This window comes from Streptomyces sp. LBL, assembly GCF_029893585.1.
Taxonomy (GTDB): domain Bacteria; phylum Actinomycetota; class Actinomycetes; order Streptomycetales; family Streptomycetaceae; genus Streptomyces.
In genome coordinates this window covers 62648-77823 of record NZ_JARXYX010000025.1, presented here as the reverse complement: position 1 = coordinate 77823, position 15176 = coordinate 62648, and the positions used below count along the sequence as shown (strand labels likewise).

Annotated in this window: 16 protein-coding genes and 1 pseudogene; 6 read left to right on the top strand and 11 right to left on the bottom strand. The window is 71.9% G+C overall.

All coding sequences use genetic code 11. From position 1 onward, the window contains the following. The first annotated feature begins 1 nt into the window (after position 1). The 5 genes and pseudogenes from M2271_RS27785 to M2271_RS27765 form a co-directional block, all read left to right on the top strand. Positions 2-1960: a fumarate reductase/succinate dehydrogenase flavoprotein subunit gene (locus M2271_RS27785; protein ID WP_280890082.1), complete on the top strand. Its 1959-nt coding sequence runs from the start codon at positions 2-4 to the stop codon at positions 1958-1960. Beyond that, positions 1957-2706 (top strand): succinate dehydrogenase/fumarate reductase iron-sulfur subunit, encoded by a 750-nt coding sequence (locus tag M2271_RS27780; protein ID WP_280890081.1) that lies wholly within the window; start codon positions 1957-1959, stop codon positions 2704-2706. The genes M2271_RS27785 and M2271_RS27780 overlap by 4 nt, the downstream gene beginning before the upstream one ends. Positions 2707-2924: 218 nt before the next feature. Continuing rightward, positions 2925-3695 (top strand): GNAT family N-acyltransferase, encoded by a 771-nt coding sequence (locus M2271_RS27775; protein ID WP_280890080.1) that lies wholly within the window; start codon positions 2925-2927, stop codon positions 3693-3695. Then, on the top strand, positions 3695-4504 hold the full coding sequence (locus M2271_RS27770; RefSeq protein ID WP_280890079.1) for a lysophospholipid acyltransferase family protein: 810 nt from the start codon (positions 3695-3697) through the stop codon (positions 4502-4504). Before M2271_RS27775 ends, M2271_RS27770 begins: the two co-directional genes overlap by 1 nt. 68 nt (positions 4505-4572) lie before the next feature. Beyond that, a pseudogene (locus tag M2271_RS27765) lies at positions 4573-4812 on the top strand (hypothetical protein); the annotation flags it as partial. Here M2271_RS27765 and M2271_RS27760 read toward each other — a convergent pair. After that, complete coding sequence (locus tag M2271_RS27760; protein ID WP_280890078.1) at positions 4799-5797, bottom strand: LLM class flavin-dependent oxidoreductase; 999 nt, start codon at positions 5795-5797, stop codon at positions 4799-4801. The pseudogene M2271_RS27765 and the gene M2271_RS27760 sit on opposite strands and share 14 nt — an antisense overlap. A gap of 194 nt (positions 5798-5991) precedes the next feature. Here M2271_RS27760 and M2271_RS27755 point away from each other — a divergent pair, with 194 nt between their 5' ends. After that, the gene (locus tag M2271_RS27755) at positions 5992-6690 is read left to right on the top strand and encodes a nucleotidyltransferase domain-containing protein (RefSeq protein ID WP_280890077.1); all 699 of its coding nucleotides are present in this window, start codon (positions 5992-5994) and stop codon (positions 6688-6690) included. A 15-nt stretch (positions 6691-6705) separates the two neighbouring features. On the opposite strand, the gene M2271_RS27750 is transcribed toward M2271_RS27755, so the two are convergent. The 10 genes from M2271_RS27750 to M2271_RS27705 all read right to left on the bottom strand — a co-directional run bounded on the left by M2271_RS27750 (position 6706) and on the right by M2271_RS27705 (position 15152). Beyond that, a complete protein-coding gene (locus M2271_RS27750; RefSeq protein WP_280890076.1) occupies positions 6706-7113 on the bottom strand; it encodes a (2Fe-2S) ferredoxin domain-containing protein in 408 nt (135 codons plus the stop codon). A gap of 139 nt (positions 7114-7252) precedes the next feature. Continuing rightward, positions 7253-7468 carry a dodecin gene (locus tag M2271_RS27745; RefSeq protein WP_280890075.1) on the bottom strand — a complete coding sequence of 72 codons (216 nt, stop codon included), beginning with the start codon at positions 7466-7468 and terminating at the stop codon, positions 7253-7255. A gap of 123 nt (positions 7469-7591) precedes the next feature. Further along, positions 7592-8554, bottom strand: coding sequence for an L-histidine N(alpha)-methyltransferase (gene egtD, locus M2271_RS27740; RefSeq protein WP_280890074.1), 963 nt, complete (start codon positions 8552-8554; stop codon positions 7592-7594). Next, a complete protein-coding gene (gene egtC, locus M2271_RS27735; RefSeq protein ID WP_280890073.1) occupies positions 8551-9378 on the bottom strand; it encodes an ergothioneine biosynthesis protein EgtC in 828 nt (275 codons plus the stop codon). Before egtC ends, egtD begins: the two co-directional genes overlap by 4 nt. Further along, complete coding sequence (egtB, locus tag M2271_RS27730) at positions 9378-10793, bottom strand: ergothioneine biosynthesis protein EgtB (RefSeq protein ID WP_280890072.1); 1416 nt, start codon at positions 10791-10793, stop codon at positions 9378-9380. Before egtB ends, egtC begins: the two co-directional genes overlap by 1 nt. After that, positions 10790-12091 (bottom strand): ergothioneine biosynthesis glutamate--cysteine ligase EgtA, encoded by a 1302-nt coding sequence (gene egtA, locus M2271_RS27725; RefSeq protein WP_280890071.1) that lies wholly within the window; start codon positions 12089-12091, stop codon positions 10790-10792. The genes egtB and egtA overlap by 4 nt, the downstream gene beginning before the upstream one ends. A 115-nt stretch (positions 12092-12206) precedes the next feature. After that, a complete protein-coding gene (locus tag M2271_RS27720) occupies positions 12207-12458 on the bottom strand; it encodes a hypothetical protein (protein ID WP_280890070.1) in 252 nt (83 codons plus the stop codon). 242 nt (positions 12459-12700) lie between these two features. Then, positions 12701-13147, bottom strand: a complete 447-nt coding sequence (locus M2271_RS27715; RefSeq protein ID WP_280890069.1) for a type II toxin-antitoxin system PemK/MazF family toxin — start codon at positions 13145-13147, stop codon at positions 12701-12703. Between the two features lie 140 nt (positions 13148-13287). Continuing rightward, complete coding sequence (locus M2271_RS27710) at positions 13288-14772, bottom strand: flotillin family protein (RefSeq protein WP_280890068.1); 1485 nt, start codon at positions 14770-14772, stop codon at positions 13288-13290. Positions 14773-14933: 161 nt separating this feature from the next. Then, complete coding sequence (locus M2271_RS27705) at positions 14934-15152, bottom strand: hypothetical protein (RefSeq protein ID WP_280890067.1); 219 nt, start codon at positions 15150-15152, stop codon at positions 14934-14936. Positions 15153-15176: the final 24 nt, after the last annotated feature.

Below are 15176 nucleotides of genomic sequence, written 5' to 3'. Positions count from 1 at the left end.
CATGAACTCTCCCGCCGAATACACGGATTACGCGACCGGTGAGCCGGTCGTCGACACCAAGGCCCCGACCGGGCCCGTCAACGAGCGCTGGGACCAGCGCCGTTTCGAGGCCAGGCTGGTCAACCCGGCCAACCGGCGCAAGCACACCGTGATCGTCGTCGGTACGGGCCTCGCGGGCGGCGCGGCCGGCGCCACGCTCGCCGAACAGGGTTACCACGTCGTCCAGTTCTGCTATCAGGACTCCCCGCGCCGCGCCCACTCGATCGCCGCACAGGGCGGCATCAACGCGGCGAAGAACTACCGCAACGACGGCGACTCGATCCACCGGCTGTTCTACGACACCGTCAAGGGCGGCGACTTCCGGGCGCGGGAGTCCAATGTGCACCGGCTGGCGCAGATCTCGGTCGAGATCATCGACCAGTGCGTGGCGCAGGGCGTGCCCTTCGCGCGTGAGTACGGCGGTCTGCTCGACACCCGTTCCTTCGGCGGTGTCCAGGTCTCCCGGACCTTCTACGCCCGCGGCCAGACGGGCCAGCAGTTGCTGCTGGGCGCCTACCAGGCGCTGTCCCGGCAGATCGCGGCCGGGAACATCGAGATGCACCCGCGGACCGAGATGCTCGACCTGATCGTCATCGACGGGAAGGCGCGTGGGATCGTGGCGCGGGATCTCGTCACCGGTCGCATCGACAGCTACTTCGCGGACGCCGTCGTCCTGGCGAGCGGCGGTTACGGCAACGTCTTCCACCTGTCGACGAACGCGATGAACTCCAACGCCACCGCGATCTGGCGGGCACACCGGCGCGGCGCCCACTTCGCCAACCCGTGCTTCACCCAGATCCACCCCACCTGCATTCCGCGCACCGGCGACCACCAGTCCAAGCTGACGCTGATGAGCGAGTCGCTGCGCAACGACGGACGGATCTGGGTGCCGAAGGCCAAGGGCGACGACCGGCCGCCGAACAAGATCCCCGAGGACGAGCGCGACTACTACCTGGAGCGCGTCTACCCGTCCTTCGGCAACCTGGTCCCGCGGGACATCGCCTCCCGCGCCGCGAAGAACGTCTGCGACGAGGGACGGGGCGTCGGGCCCGGCGGGCAGGGTGTATACCTGGACTTCGCGGACGCGATCGGCCGGTTGGGCCGCAAGACCGTCGAGGCGAAGTACGGCAACCTCTTCGACATGTACCAGCGGATCACCGACGAGGATCCGTACGAGGTGCCGATGCGTATCTACCCGGCCGTGCACTACACGATGGGCGGCCTGTGGGTCGACTACGACCTCCAGACCACCATCCCCGGCCTGTTCGCGATCGGCGAGGCGAACTTCTCCGACCACGGGGCGAACCGGCTCGGCGCCTCCGCGCTGATGCAGGGCCTGGCCGACGGCTACTTCGTGCTGCCGGCGACCATCAACGACTACCTTGCCCGCAACCCGCACCACGGGACCGTCACCGCCGAACACCCCGTCGTCCGGGAGATGGTGGCGGAGACCGAGGACCGGCTGAACCTGCTGCTGGCCGTCGACGGCGACCGCACCCCCGACTCCTTCCACCGCGAGGTCGGCGAACTCATGTGGGAGTTCTGCGGGATGGCCCGCACCGACAGCGGGCTGCGCAAGGCGCTGGAGCGGATTCCGCAGATCCGTGATGAGTTCTGGCGGCGCGTCAAGGTCCCGGGCACCGGCGAGGAGTTCAACCAGTCCCTGGAGAAGGCCAACCGGGTCGTCGACTACCTGGAGCTCGCCGAGCTGATGTGCCTCGACGCGCTGCACCGCGCCGAGTCCTGCGGCGGCCACTTCCGGGAGGAGTACCGGACACCCGACGGTGAGGCCGCACGCGATGACGACGCGTTCGCGTACGCGGCCGCCTGGGAGTTCACCGGCACCGGCGAGGCTCCCGTCCTGCACAAGGAAGACCTGGTCTTCGAGTACGTCCACCCCACTCAGCGGAGCTACGCATGAAGCTCAACCTGCGCGTCTGGCGGCAGCAGAACGCCGACTCCGACGGCGCGATGTCCACGTACGAGGTGGACGGGATCTCCGCCGACATGTCCTTCCTGGAGATGCTCGACACCCTCAACGAGGAACTCATCCTGCGCGGTGAGGACCCGGTGGCCTTCGACCACGACTGCCGCGAGGGCATCTGCGGGGCGTGTTCGCTCGTCATCAACGGCGACGCACACGGGCCCGAGCGCACCACGACCTGTCAGCTGCACATGCGGTCCTTCGAGGACGGCGACACGATCGACATCGAGCCGTGGCGGGCGTCCGCGTTCCCGGTGATCAAGGATCTGGTGGTGGACCGGTCCGCGTTCGACCGGATCATCCAGGCCGGCGGGTACATCACCGCGCCCACCGGGGCCGCGCCGGAGGCGCACGCCACGCCGGTGCCCAAGCCGGACGCCGACTTCGCCTTCGAGCACGCGGAGTGCATCGGGTGCGGGGCGTGTGTGGCCGCGTGTCCCAACGGGGCGGCGATGTTGTTCACCTCGGCGAAGGTGAATCACCTCAACGTGCTGCCGCAGGGGGCGCCGGAACGGGAGACGCGGGTGCTGGACATGGTGGCGCAGATGGACGACGAAGGGTTCGGGGGGTGCACGCTGACGGGGGAGTGCGCGACCGCCTGCCCCAAGGGGATTCCGCTGGTGTCCATCACCGGGATGAACAGGGAGTGGCTGCGGGCCGCCCGCAAAGCGGGCAAGCGGTAGCGCTCCGCTGGTGGAGAACGTTCGCCGAGCGTGCGGACGGGCGGGGCCGGGAGTGGTGCTCATCCCCGGCCCCGTCTCGCGCCGTCCGGGGACGCCCCTGGCATTCAACAACCCCACATCCCCGCTCCTGGCTCAGGTCACGTCCACGCCAACCGGTGGCGGAAGAAACAGGGTGTACCGCCACCGTCCCCAAGTTGGCCCGTGCCCTGGAGAGAGCCATGACCGGCGTTTCCACGCTCGTCCGTCCCCGTCAGTCGACCGCGCCCGTCCGCTACACCGTCACCCTGGCCCGCGACGAGGCCGACGTACGGGCCGCGCAGCGGCTGCGGCACGACGTGTTCGCCGGGGAGATGGGCGCCCTCCTGAACTCCCCGCAGCCCGGCCTCGACATCGACCCCTTCGACGCCTACTGCGACCACCTGCTCGTGCGCGACACGGTGACCGGCCAGGTCGTCGGCACGTACCGGCTGCTGCCGCCGGAGCGGGCCGCGGTCGCCGGACGCCTGTACTCGGAGGGCGAGTTCGACCTCGCGCCGCTCGACCCGATCCGCCCGGACCTCGTCGAGGTCGGCCGCTCCTGCGTCCACCCTGACCACCGGGACGGCGCGGTCATCGGCCTCATCTGGGCCGGCATCGCCCGCTACATGGTCGACAACGGCCACGAGTGGCTCGCCGGCTGCTGCTCGATCCCGCTCGCCGACGGCGGCGCCCTCGCGGCCGGCACCTGGGACCGGGTGCGGGAGAAGCACCTGGCCCCGGAGGAGTTCCGGATACGTCCGCTGCTGCCCTGGGTGCCGCAGGACGTGACCGTCCCGGCCCGCACCGAACTCCCCGCGCTGCTGCGCGGCTATCTGCGGCTCGGTGCCTGGGTCTGCGCGGAGCCCGCGCACGACCCGGAGTTCGGGGTCGCCGACCTGTACGTGCTGCTGTCGATGCGCCAGGTCAACCCGCGTTATCTGCGGCACTTCCTCTCCCTCGTCCCGGCCTGATGAGCGTCTGGCTGCCCGGCGCGCCCTGCACTCCGAGAGCGTGCGTGGAACGGACCGGGTCCGCCGCGTCCGTACCGCTGGCCGTGCTGCGGCTGGCGGCGGTCACGGTCCTCGTACTGGCCGGGGTCGTGCTGTCGCCGCTCGGCGGGGGGATGCCCGCCGGGCTGGTGAGGCGGTGGTCCGGGTGGATCGTCCGGGCCGCCGGGGTCCAGGTCCGGATCACCGGCACCGCCGTGCCCACCGGAGGCCTGCTCCTGGTCGCCAACCACATCTCCTGGCTGGACATCCCCCTGCTCGGCGCCGTCCGCCCGGCCCGGATGCTGGCCAAGGCGGAGATACGGCGCTGGCCGGTGGCCGGCCCGGTGGCCGCGCGCGGGGGTGTCCTGTTCATCGACCGGGACCGGCTGCGCGCCCTGCCCGGCACCGTCACCCGGATCACGGACGTCCTGCGGGACGGCCGCGCGGTGGCGGTGTTCCCCGAGGGCAGCACCTGGTGCGGGCGGGCCCAGGGGCACTTCCGCCGGGCCGTGTTCCAGGCCGCGCTGGACGCCGGCGTCCCGGTGCAGCCGGTACGCATCCGCTACCGGCTCGCCGGGGGAGCGGCCAGCACCGCGCCCGCGTTCGTCGGCGACGACTCCCTGCTCGCCTCGGTGTGGCGGGTGGTGTCGACCCGGGGGCTGGTGGCCGAGGCCGAGGTACGGGACGCCATCGCACCGGACCGCCACCCCGACCGCCGTGCGCTGGCCCGGGCCGCGGAGCGGGACGCGCTGCCCGCGCGGGTCCCGGTCCACGCGGTCCTGGTGTCCTGACCGGTGGTGCGACTCCCGCCGGTGGGGGTGCCCGTGGCGGTGGTGCCGGTACCGGTACCGGCACCGGCACCGGCCTTACCAAGGTCAACACGCTCATGTTCCTGATGGGTCCCGTCACGGCCGTGTGGGGCGCCGTCATGTTCGGCGAACCGTTCACCGCGCAGACCGCCGTGGGCCTGGCGATCGCCCTCTCCGCCGTGGCCGTCGTGCACGCCACCGGTGGACCTTCAGCCGGGCCCGACGACACCACCGCCCGACACCGCGACTCCGCAAGAGAGGTACAGGAGGTGGCCCCTAGCCGGAGGTGATCCGGGCGAGCCGGCGGTAGGAGTCCAGCAGGGCCTCGCGGTCGTACGTGCTGGTCGTGACCAGGACCTCCTGGGCTCCCGTCTCCTTCAGCACCGTCTCCAACTGGTGCGCGACCTGATCCTCGGTGCCGGCGAGGTGACCGGCGAGCCCGGACTCGTAGAAACCGCGCTCCTTCTCGGACATCGTCAGCGAGTCGACGCGCTCGGCGGGCGGCAGGGGCGGGAAGGTGCCGTGGGTGCGGGAGTACGCCATCGACCAGGCCTCGGGGACCAGCAGCCGCCGGGCCTGCTCCGGTGTGGCGGCGACGGCGATCGTCCCGGAGATGACCACGTAGGGCTCCTGCGCCCAGGGGGACGGCCGGAAGTGGGTGCGGTAGTGGTCGATGCCGCGGTGCATCTTCTCGCGGTTGCGCAGGTCGCCGATGACCATCGGCAGGCCCGCCCGGGCGGCGATGGCGGCACCCTCGCCCATCGCGAGGACGAACGGCGGCACGGTCAGGCCCTCGGCGGGGCGCGCGTGCACGCGGGTCGGGGAGGTGCCCCGGAACCAGCCCAGCAGCTCGTCGAGCTGGCCGGCGAAGTCGTCGGCGACGTCCTTGTCGCGCCCGAGGGCCTTGCGCACGCCGTCCGTGAAACCGACCGAACGGCCCAGACCCATGTCGATCCGCCCCGGGAAGAGCGACTCCAGGACCCCGAACTGCTCGGCCACGACCAGGGGTTGATGGTTGGGCAGCATCACGCCACCGGTGCCGACCCGGATCCGTTCGGTCGCGGAGGCCACGGCGGCGGCCAGTACGGTCGGCGCGGAACCGGCGACCCCGGGCACACCGTGGTGCTCGGACACCCAGAACCGGTGGTAGCCGAGCCCCTCCAGCTCCCGTGCCAGCCGCACGGTGTCACGCAGCGCCTCGGCGTTCGAGTGGTCCTCGCGGGTCCGGGAACGGTCGAGTACGGAGAAACGGGTGTCGGCGATCAGGGAACTCACCTCCCCTTCAACGCGTAGCGAGCGGTGGCATTCCCGCCGCCCGCCGCCCGCTGCCCGCCGCCCGCCGACCATCGGCCACCGTCCTCCCACGCTCCGGAAAACCGGGTGACCCCGATCCGGCAGGTCAGCACAATGGGCACGTCCCCGGCGCGGCCGCGCGTCCACCTCGCCCCACCCAAGGAAGGCGGCCGACCGTGACCGTCCAGAACATCCTGCTCTCCGGCATCGTCGGGTCCACCGCGTACGGCCTCGCCCACACCGGCTCCGACATCGACCGCCTCGGCCTGTTCGCCGCGCCCACCACCGACCTGCACGGCCTGCGCGGCCCGAAGGAGTCCCACGTCACCACGGCACCGGACCGCACCCTGCACGAGGCGGCGAAATGGTGCCGGCTCGCCCTCGGCGGCAACCCGACCGCCATGGAGTTGGTCTGGCTCCCGGACGATCTGTACGAGACACGCACTCCGCTGGGCGAGGAACTCATCGGCATCCGTACCTCGTTCCTGTGCGCGAAGCGCGTCCGGGACGCCTATCTCGGGTACGCCACCCAGCAGTTCCGTCGGCTGGAGAACCGTGGCGACGGCTCGTTCTCCGCGGACACCCGCAAACGCACCGCGAAGCACGCCCGGCACCTGAAGCGGCTGTGCCACCAGGGCCTGGGGCTGTACGCCACCGGTCAACTGGAGATCCGCGTCGAGGACCCCGAGGAGTACCGCGCCTTCGGCGAACGCGTCGCCGCCGACCCACAGGCCGCCCTGCCTGTGCTCCGCCACTACGAGGCCGCCTTCGACGAGACGCGGACGGTCCTCCCCGAAGAGCCCGACGAGGCGGCCGTGGAAGCGTGGCTGTACAGGGTCCGCGGCCACTTCTACACGGCGGAGGCGCTCACCTGACCCTTGCGTGGCCGATCAGCGACGGGAGCGCACGCGCGCGTCCCGGGGCGGCCGGATGAACTGCAGCTCCAGCGTGAGCGGTGGTTCGGCGATGCCGGGTCCGCCCGCCGCCGCCCACCGAACGACCTCCTCGGTGCTGTCGTCGTCCGTCACGAACCCGATCCACACGGCCCGCCCACCCGCCCGGCGTCCGGCGGCCGAGGGGCGGACCACGATGACGTCGGCCTGGTCGCAGGGGCCCAGGCAGTCGGTCGTACGGACCTGGAAGCCGTGCTCGGCCGCGCCGGCCCGCAGCAGCTCCAGCTGCCAGGCCGGGTCGGTGCCGGGCTGCTGCTTGCGGGCGTTGCCGCAGCAGCAGCCCCGGCACACCGCGACGGTGCAGGATCCGGAGCCGGTCAGGGGCGTACGGGGCGTCGAAGACATGGGAGAAGCATGCGGCCCGTGGAGATCACCGGATGGTGCCGGGGTGCCCTTTCCGGCAGAACCGGCCCCCGAGATCCGTCCCGTCCCGCCCGGAGCCGGTCAATCGGTCAGCCGTTCAGTCGGTCAGTCCGACTGCCGGTCAGTCCGACTCCTCCAGCCGGAAGCCGACCTTCAGGCCGACCTGCCAGTGCGCCACCTGTCCGTCTTCGATCTGGCCCCGCACCTGGGTGATCTCGAACCAGTCCAGGTTGCGGAGGGTTTGGGAGGCACGGGCGACGCCGTTGCGGACGGCTTGGTCGACACTCTCGGGCGAGGTGCCGACGATCTCCGTGACCCGGTACGTGTGGTTCGACATGCGGGGCTCCTCTACGCGGTGACGGCAAGGTCACCTGTGGCGGGCGCGTCCGGGCGTGTTGGGGCGCGCCACTCCACCGTGCCCCAAGCCGCGGCGGAGCGCGAGACGGCCCGACATCCGCTCTCACCGCGCCACGCTGAGCGACAGCGCGAAACGGCCCTCGTCGTCCGTCCACCAGCGGGCCAGGTCGAGGCCCGCCGAAGACAGTTCGGCGCGTACGCCCTCCTTACGGAACTTGGCCGACACCTCGGTGCGGATGTCCTCGCCCGCCGCGAAGTCGACCGTGAGGTCCAGCGCGGGAATCTTCACGATCTGCTCCGTACGGGAGCGCAGCCGCATCTCGATCCACTCGTTCTCCGCGTCCCACACGGCCACATGATCGAAGGCACGGGGATCGAAGTCGGCGCCCAGCTCGCGGTTGACGACCGTCAGGACGTTCTTGTTGAACGCGGCCGTCACCCCCGCAGCGTCGTCGTACGCCCTCACCAGGACCTTCTCGTCCTTGACCAGGTCGGTGCCGAGGAGCAGCGCGTCACCCGGGGAGAGCAGGGCACGGACGGAGGCCAGGAACGCGGCCCGTTCGGCCGGCAGCAGATTGCCGATCGTGCCGCCGAGGAAGGCCACCAGTCGTGGGCCGGGCGTGTCCGGCAGCGTCAGGGGCGCGGTGAAGTCGGCGATCAGCGCGTGCACCTCCAGCCCCGGCCGCTCGGCGATGAGCGCGTGACCCGCCTGAGTGAGCGCGCTCTCGCTGACGTCGACGGGGACGTACGTGTGCAGACCGGTGAGCGCCTCGATCGGATGGCGGGTCTTCTCCGAGGAGCCGGAGCCCAGTTCGATCAGGGTGCGGGCGCCGGTCGCCGCCGCGATCTCGCCGGAACGGGCGATCAGGATCTCCCGCTCGGCGCGCGTCGGATAGTACTCGGGCAACTCGGTGATCTGCTCGAACAGGTCGCTGCCGTGGGCGTCGTAGAACCACTTCGGCGGCAGCGTCCTGGGGGTGTGGGCCAGGCCCCGGAGGACGTCGGCGCGCAGGGCGGCGTCCGTGGCGTCCTCGGGCAGGGTGCGGGTGAGGAGGAACGGGCTCACGTGCTGGGCTCCTTGGGTTCGGGGGGCGCCCCCGCGTGAGCGGAACCGGGCGTGGGGGAGGGTGCCAGTGCGTCGCTCGGATCCTTGAGCGGGGTGAGCAGCACGTCCGTGCGGCTCGCCGCGAGCAGGGTGCGGTCGGGGACCTCCTGCCAGTGCGGGTCGTCGTCGTAGGGCTCGGAGGCCACGACCGTGCGGCGGCCGGGCTCCGAGAGGTACCAGAGGGTGTCGCCCCAGGCGGTCGCGCAGATGGTCTCGCCGTTGGTGAGCAGCAGGTTGAGCCGGGAGGCGGGGGCTGCCGCGGCGACCTCCAGGACCGTGTCGGCGAGGGCCTGGCCCTCCTCGTCGCCGCCCCGCAGCCGGGCCAGGACCAGCGCCCACACGAGGGCCGAGTCGTTGCGCGCCTCCAGCGACAGCACGTCGGTGGCGGGCAGGCCCGCCACCAGGGGTGCCAGCGAGCCCGGCCAGCCGGCGACCGCACCGTTGTGGCTGAACAGCCACGTGCCCGCGGCGAACGGCGCCGCCGCGGCCTCCGCGTCCGCTCCCGCCAGGGTCGCGTCCCGTACGGCGGCGAGCACCGCGCCCGAGCGCACGACCCGGGCCAGGTCGGCAAAGGACTGGTCCGCCCAGATGGGCCCGGCACGGCGGTAGCGGGCCGGTACCGGATCACCGTCCGCGTACCAACCCACCCCGAAACCATCGGCGTTGACCGTTCCGTGCCGCTGCCGCCTCGGTGCCCACGACTGCCGGTAGAGACTGTGCGGCGGCTCGACCAGGATCCGGCCGAGCGGCTCCGACGGGCCCAGACAGGCCAGGTGACGGCACATCAGACGGCCACCGAGCGGGCCGTACGGAACCCGGAGAAGATCTGCCGCCGGATCGGAAGGTCCCAGTTGCGGAACGTGCCCCGGCAGGCCACCGCGTCCACGGCGAACGAACCGCCGCGCAGCACCTTGTGGCCGGGGCCGAAGAAGACCTCCGAGTACTCCTTGTACGGGAAGGTCCGGAATCCCGGGTACGGCAGGAAGTCGCTCGCCGTCCACTCCCACACGTCGCCGATCAACTGCCTTACCCCGAGCGGCGATTCGCCCTCCGGGTAACTACCGGCGGGCGCCGGACGCAGATGCCGCTGCCCCAGGTTGGCGTGCTCGGGCGCCGGGTCCGCGTCGCCCCACGGATAGCGCGTCGAACGGTCGCCGGCCGGGTCGTACCGGGCCGCCTTCTCCCACTCGGCCTCGGAGGGCAGCCGGCGCCCGGCCCAGCGGGCGTACGCGTCGGCCTCGTACCAGCACACGTGCAGCACCGGCTCGTCGGGTGGTACGACCTCGGTGACGCCGAAGCGGCGCCGCAGCCACTGCTTGCCGTCCCGGCGCCAGAACAGCGGCGCGTGGAGGGAGTGCTGTCGGACGTGGGCCCAGCCCGCGGGTTCCCACCAGCGCTCGTCGTCGTAGCCGCCGTCCTCGATGAACGCCTGGTAGGCGGCGTTCGTCACCGGCGTCGTGTCGATGTGGAAGGGCGCCACCTCGCGCCGGTGCGCCGGGCGTTCGTTGTCCAGCGCCCACGGCTCGGTGGAGGTCCCCATGGTGAACGGCCCGCCCGGGACGAGGACTTCGACCGGGCCGGTGAACAGCGGGACCGGGTCCGGATCGGGGGTGGTCAGGACCGGTGGGCCGGTGCGGAGCTGATGGGTGATCAGCATCGTCTCGTCGTGCTGCTGTTCGTGCTGCGCGATCATCCCGAAGGCGAAACCCGCCTCCGTGAGCCGCGTCCCGTGGAACGCGGTCCGCTCCAGCACGTCCAGCACCCGGCCCCGCACGTCCGCCGCGTACGAGCGGGCCTCACGCGGTGCCAGCAGGGGCAGGGAGGGCCGTTCGGAGCGCGGGTGCTCGAAGGCGTCGTAGATGCTGTCGATCTCGGGCCGTATCGCCTCCTGCCCGGCGACGGTCCGCAGCAGCCACTGCTCCTCCTGGTTGCCGATGTGGGCGAGGTCCCACACCAGCGGCGACATGAGCGGGGAGTGCTGGGCGGTCAGGTCGGGCTCCTCCACGCAGCTGGTGAGGAGCGTGGTGCGCTCCCGCGCGGTGACGAGGGTGTTCAGCGCCCGGTCGCGGAAGGCCTCGGCGTCGAGCGACGGGGTCGGATCGGCGGTACCGGTACTGGTATCGACACCGAGCCCGGTGCCGAGCCCGGTGCCGGTGCCGGGACCGGCACCGCGATCGGTGTCGAAGGCGGGGTCGGTCATGTGCTGATGTCCTTCCCGTGAGCGCGACCATCCGTGGCGCGCAGGTGGTCGAGCAGATCGTCGGCGGGGCAGCGGCCCGGGACGACATAGCGGTCCTGGTACGCCCGGACGGCGTCCGTCACCTCGGCGGCGGCGCCCAGCCGGGGCAGGGCCTCCAAAGCCGTCGCGAAGCAGGCGACGGCCGTCTCGTGCAGTTCGGGGTCGCGCAGGCCCTGCCGGGCCGCGTCGAGCCACAGCGGATTGTGCGGTGCGGGCAGCGACAGACCCCGTTCGGCCAGGGGCTTCACGATCCGGTAGGCGGTCTCGGCGGCCTCCGGGTCGTCGAAGAGGGCCGTCGTGACGGCGAGCGGCACGATCCACCCGTCGTCGCCGGGCTGCGCGTCGATCATGCGCAGTTCGAGATGCCCGCGCGGTCGGACGGGCGGGAACAGCGTGGTGAGGTGGTAGTCGAGATCCTCTTGGGTCGGCGGCCTGGGCGCCCGCGACCGGGTCCACTCCCGGAACGTCAGCCCCTCGGGCACGTCCCACGGGCCGCCGTCCCGCCGCACGCACATCACCGGGGCGTCCAGAACGTGCCGGGCCCACGCGGTGCGCGGGTCCATGTCCAGCGGGGGCGCGCCCGCGCGGCCGGCGCCTATCTCCATCCACAGCAGCTGCCGGGTGGAGAGCCAGCCGGTGGGCTCGGATGCGGCCATCGGGGAGTTGGCGAACGCGGCCACCAGGACCGGGCCCAGGTGGTGCGCCAGCCACCAGCGCCGCCCGAAGCCGAGCGGGCCCGGCTCCTCGTGCCCGGCGTCCAGGCACACCTGGACGGAGGCCGAGGTGCACATCATGGCGCGGCCGGCGGGCCCGGTGCGGTCGAGGTGGGTCTCCATGGCGTCGTAGCGCGGTTCCCGCAGGAACCGGCGGGGCGGATGCCAGGGATCCTGGCCGACGCCGACGAGACCGAGACCGTGCTCGGCCAGGACCGTGCGGACGGCGTCCAGGTCGGCGGAGACGGTACTGATGCACTCCGTCAGGGAGGCGGCGGGCGGCGAGCTCAGTTCCAGCTGGCCGCCGGGCTCGATGGTGAGCGGCGACCTCAGGGGCACGCTCCGCAGTGCGGCGTACGCCGCTTCGAGCCGTTCGGGTGTCACGGGGAGCCGCGGTGTGCTCAGCTCGTGGACGATCCATTCCACCTCGACACCGAGCTTCCGGGGCGGTCCGGTCTTGAAGCAGATGCCCCGGACCAGGGCCTCCACCTCGGGTTCCGTGACCGCGATACGGGGTTCCGTACAGTCAGTCTTTGAATCGGACATGTCGGGATCCTCCTGAGATTCCAGCATGCTGCCGACCAGGGTCCTGGCCGGCGGTCCGTACCACCGTCCCACCCAAGACCACTCGCGCCGATCCGCACAAGGGGGCACATCGTCGTCACAGGGGGCCGGTGATCTCCGTTTCCGAGGTGTCTTCGAGGAGTTTTCCGCATGTCCCGGTGCCGGGAAAACTCGTTGCACCCATGACCAGAATCGCGCAGGATGCGGGCTTGAGCACGACGGGGGAGGCCGAGCGGCGGGCGGTCATGGCGCGCACGGGGGTGGCGCCATGACCGCGCGCCTGCGCGGCGTCGCGCGCGAGACGCAGCAGATCGTGGTGGCCGGTTTCTGTCGGGCGCCGTCCGAGCACGAGTTCGCGCAGCCGCAGCCGCAGCCGCAGCCGCAGCCGCAGCCGCAGCCGCAGCCGCAGCCGTCGCCGCAGCTGTCGAGGCGGCCCGGGCCGGTACGCGGATGTACGGGCCGGGGCCGGTGGACGTCCCGGCGATGCCGTCGGCTGTGGCTGAACCGTCGGTATGGGCCCGTAATCGTCGGTTTCCGCTCCCCCCCCCGATCGGGCGGCGGGAGCGGCGGCCGGACCGGGGGCCCGCTCGGTCAGCTCCAGCCGTAACGTTCTCCCAGCCGGTGCCGGACCAGGTTGAACCGCATGCGGTCCAGGGCGCAGGCCTCGCGGCGCATGCCGGCCTCGTGCAGGCGCAGGACGCGGTCCACGTCGACCCAGGAGTCACGCCCCGTCCGGTCCCAGGGCCCGCTGCCGATCGGCACCCACTCGCGGTCGCCGTCATGCCGCTTGCTCGACAACTGGACGGCGAGGAAGGTGCCGCCGGCCTCGCGGGCGACGACGAGCACCGGGCGGTCCTTGCCCCGGCCGTCGTTCTCCTCGTAGGGGACCCAGGTCCAGACGATCTCGCCGGGATCCGGGTCCCCGTCGTGCGCGGGCGAGTACTCCGTGCGCACCCGGCCCACCTCACGGGGGTCGGCCTCGGTGGTGGCGGAGGGGCCGGACCGGCCGGGAACGTTCTCTTCGGTGAAGGCAGTCACGGGGTCACGTTAGAGCTTGCGCTCCGGCCCGAGCGCCCCGCCCCCCGGCCGGGACCGCCTCACTCCCGGTGGGCCCGTGCGCCTCACCCCCGGCCGGAACCGTGCGCCTCACCCCCCGGCCGGAACCACCCCGGAACGCCTCACCCCTTGTCCGTGTCCACCGGTACCCGCTGCGGGGGCGGCGGCACGGAGCCGTTCAGAGACGACGACGTCCCGTTCGCGTTCTGCCCGTTCTGGTTCATCGACGACAGCAGCTGACGTGCCAGACCCAGCCCGGTGCCGCCCATGGTGAGCGCCTTGGCGAGCATGTCCGCCATCCCGTCGGCGCCGTTGAGCACCACCATGTTGTCGACGCTGCCGAACGCGGACGCGCCCGCCTTCACGATCTCCGGCCAGTTCTCGGCGAGTTGCTGGGCGACCACCGCCTCCTGGTTCTCGGCGAGCGCGGCGGCCCGCGCCTTGATGGCCTCCGCCTCGGCGAGCCCCTGCGCCTTGGTGGCCTCGGCCTCCGCGAGCCCCCTGGCCTGTGCCGCCGCCGCCTCGGCCTCACCGGTGGCCCTTGTCGCCGTGGCAGCCGCGGCACCGCGTGCCTTGGTCGCCTCCGCCTCGGCACCCGCGGCCGCCTTGACCCGGGTGGCCTCGGCGGCGGACGCCAGCTCCGTCTCCTTCGCCTTGGCCTGGGCCGCCGAGATCCGTGCGTCCCGCTCGCCCTCGGCCAGGGTCCGCTTCTCGTACGCCTTCGCGTCCGCGGGCTTTCGGACATCGGCCTGAAGCTGCTGCTCACGCCGGTGGGCTTCCAGCTCCGCCACCCGCGTCTCCTGCACGACGACCTCCTGGCGCGCGGCGGCGTCCGCCAGCGGACCCGCCTGGCGGGACTTGGCGCCCGCCTTGTCCCGCTCGGCCTGGTAGCCGGCCTGGAGGATCTCGCTGTCCCGGGTCGCCTCGGCCATCCGGGCGTACGACTGCTGCTCGGCCTCCGTCGCGAGCCGGTTCGCCTCCGCCTGAGCTATCCGCGCGTCCCGCTGCACGGCCGCCGCGTGTGGCATCGCCAGGTTCTGGATGTACCCGGTCGGGTCCTCGATCTCGTGGATCTGCAGCGAGTCCACGATCAGACCCAGCTTCTCCATCTCCGTGCCACAGGCCGCCCGGGTCTGTCCGGTGAGCTTCTCCCGGTCGCGGATCATGTCCTCGACCGTCAACCCGCCCACGATGGACCGCAGATGACCGGCGAAGACGTTGTGCACTCGTTCCGACATCAGCTTCTGCTGGTCGAGGAAACGACGGGCCGCGTTGGCGATCGACACGAAGTCGTCGCCCACCTTGAAGATGACCACGCCCCGCACCTTGAGCGGAATGCCCTGGTGGGTCACGCAGTCCACGTGCAGTTCGGTCTCGTTCAGGTCGAGTGACATCTTGCGCACCGCCTGCACCCCGGGCAGCACCAGCGTGCCGCGCCCGGTGACGATACGGAACCCCATGCCCTCCTCAAGACCCTCCGTCCGATGCTTGGAACCGGAGATGACCAGAGCCTCGTTGGGTTCGGCGACCCGCCACATCATCTTGAACAGACCGATCACGACGAGAACGGCGACAACAGCCGCTCCCGCAACGACGCCGACAATCATCGGCTACGCCCCCTTTTGATGGTGCCCTTTCGGCACCGAACGAAGGGAGTCTGCGCCTGCGCGGGGCCGGGGTGAAGACGTCGGCGGATCCTTGTCGAAACCTTGACGTGAACGGCTCTCACCTGCGTCGCGGCAAGCTCACCTGTCGTCCGCCGCGGTGCTCAACTGTCGTACGCCGGCGTGACGTAGACCGTCCGGGGCGGCAGATACTCCACCACCATGACCACCGTGCCCCGCTCGATGCGGTCCGTGGCGGAGGCCGGGTAGGCGAGGAAGTGCTCGGCGCCGCCGCGCACCCGGACGATCACCTCACCGACCAGCCCGGGCCCGATCGTCCCGGTGACCCGTCCCATGAGCCCGACCATCGACGCGTCGTCCATGGCGACAGGGTACGGGCCGAAGGC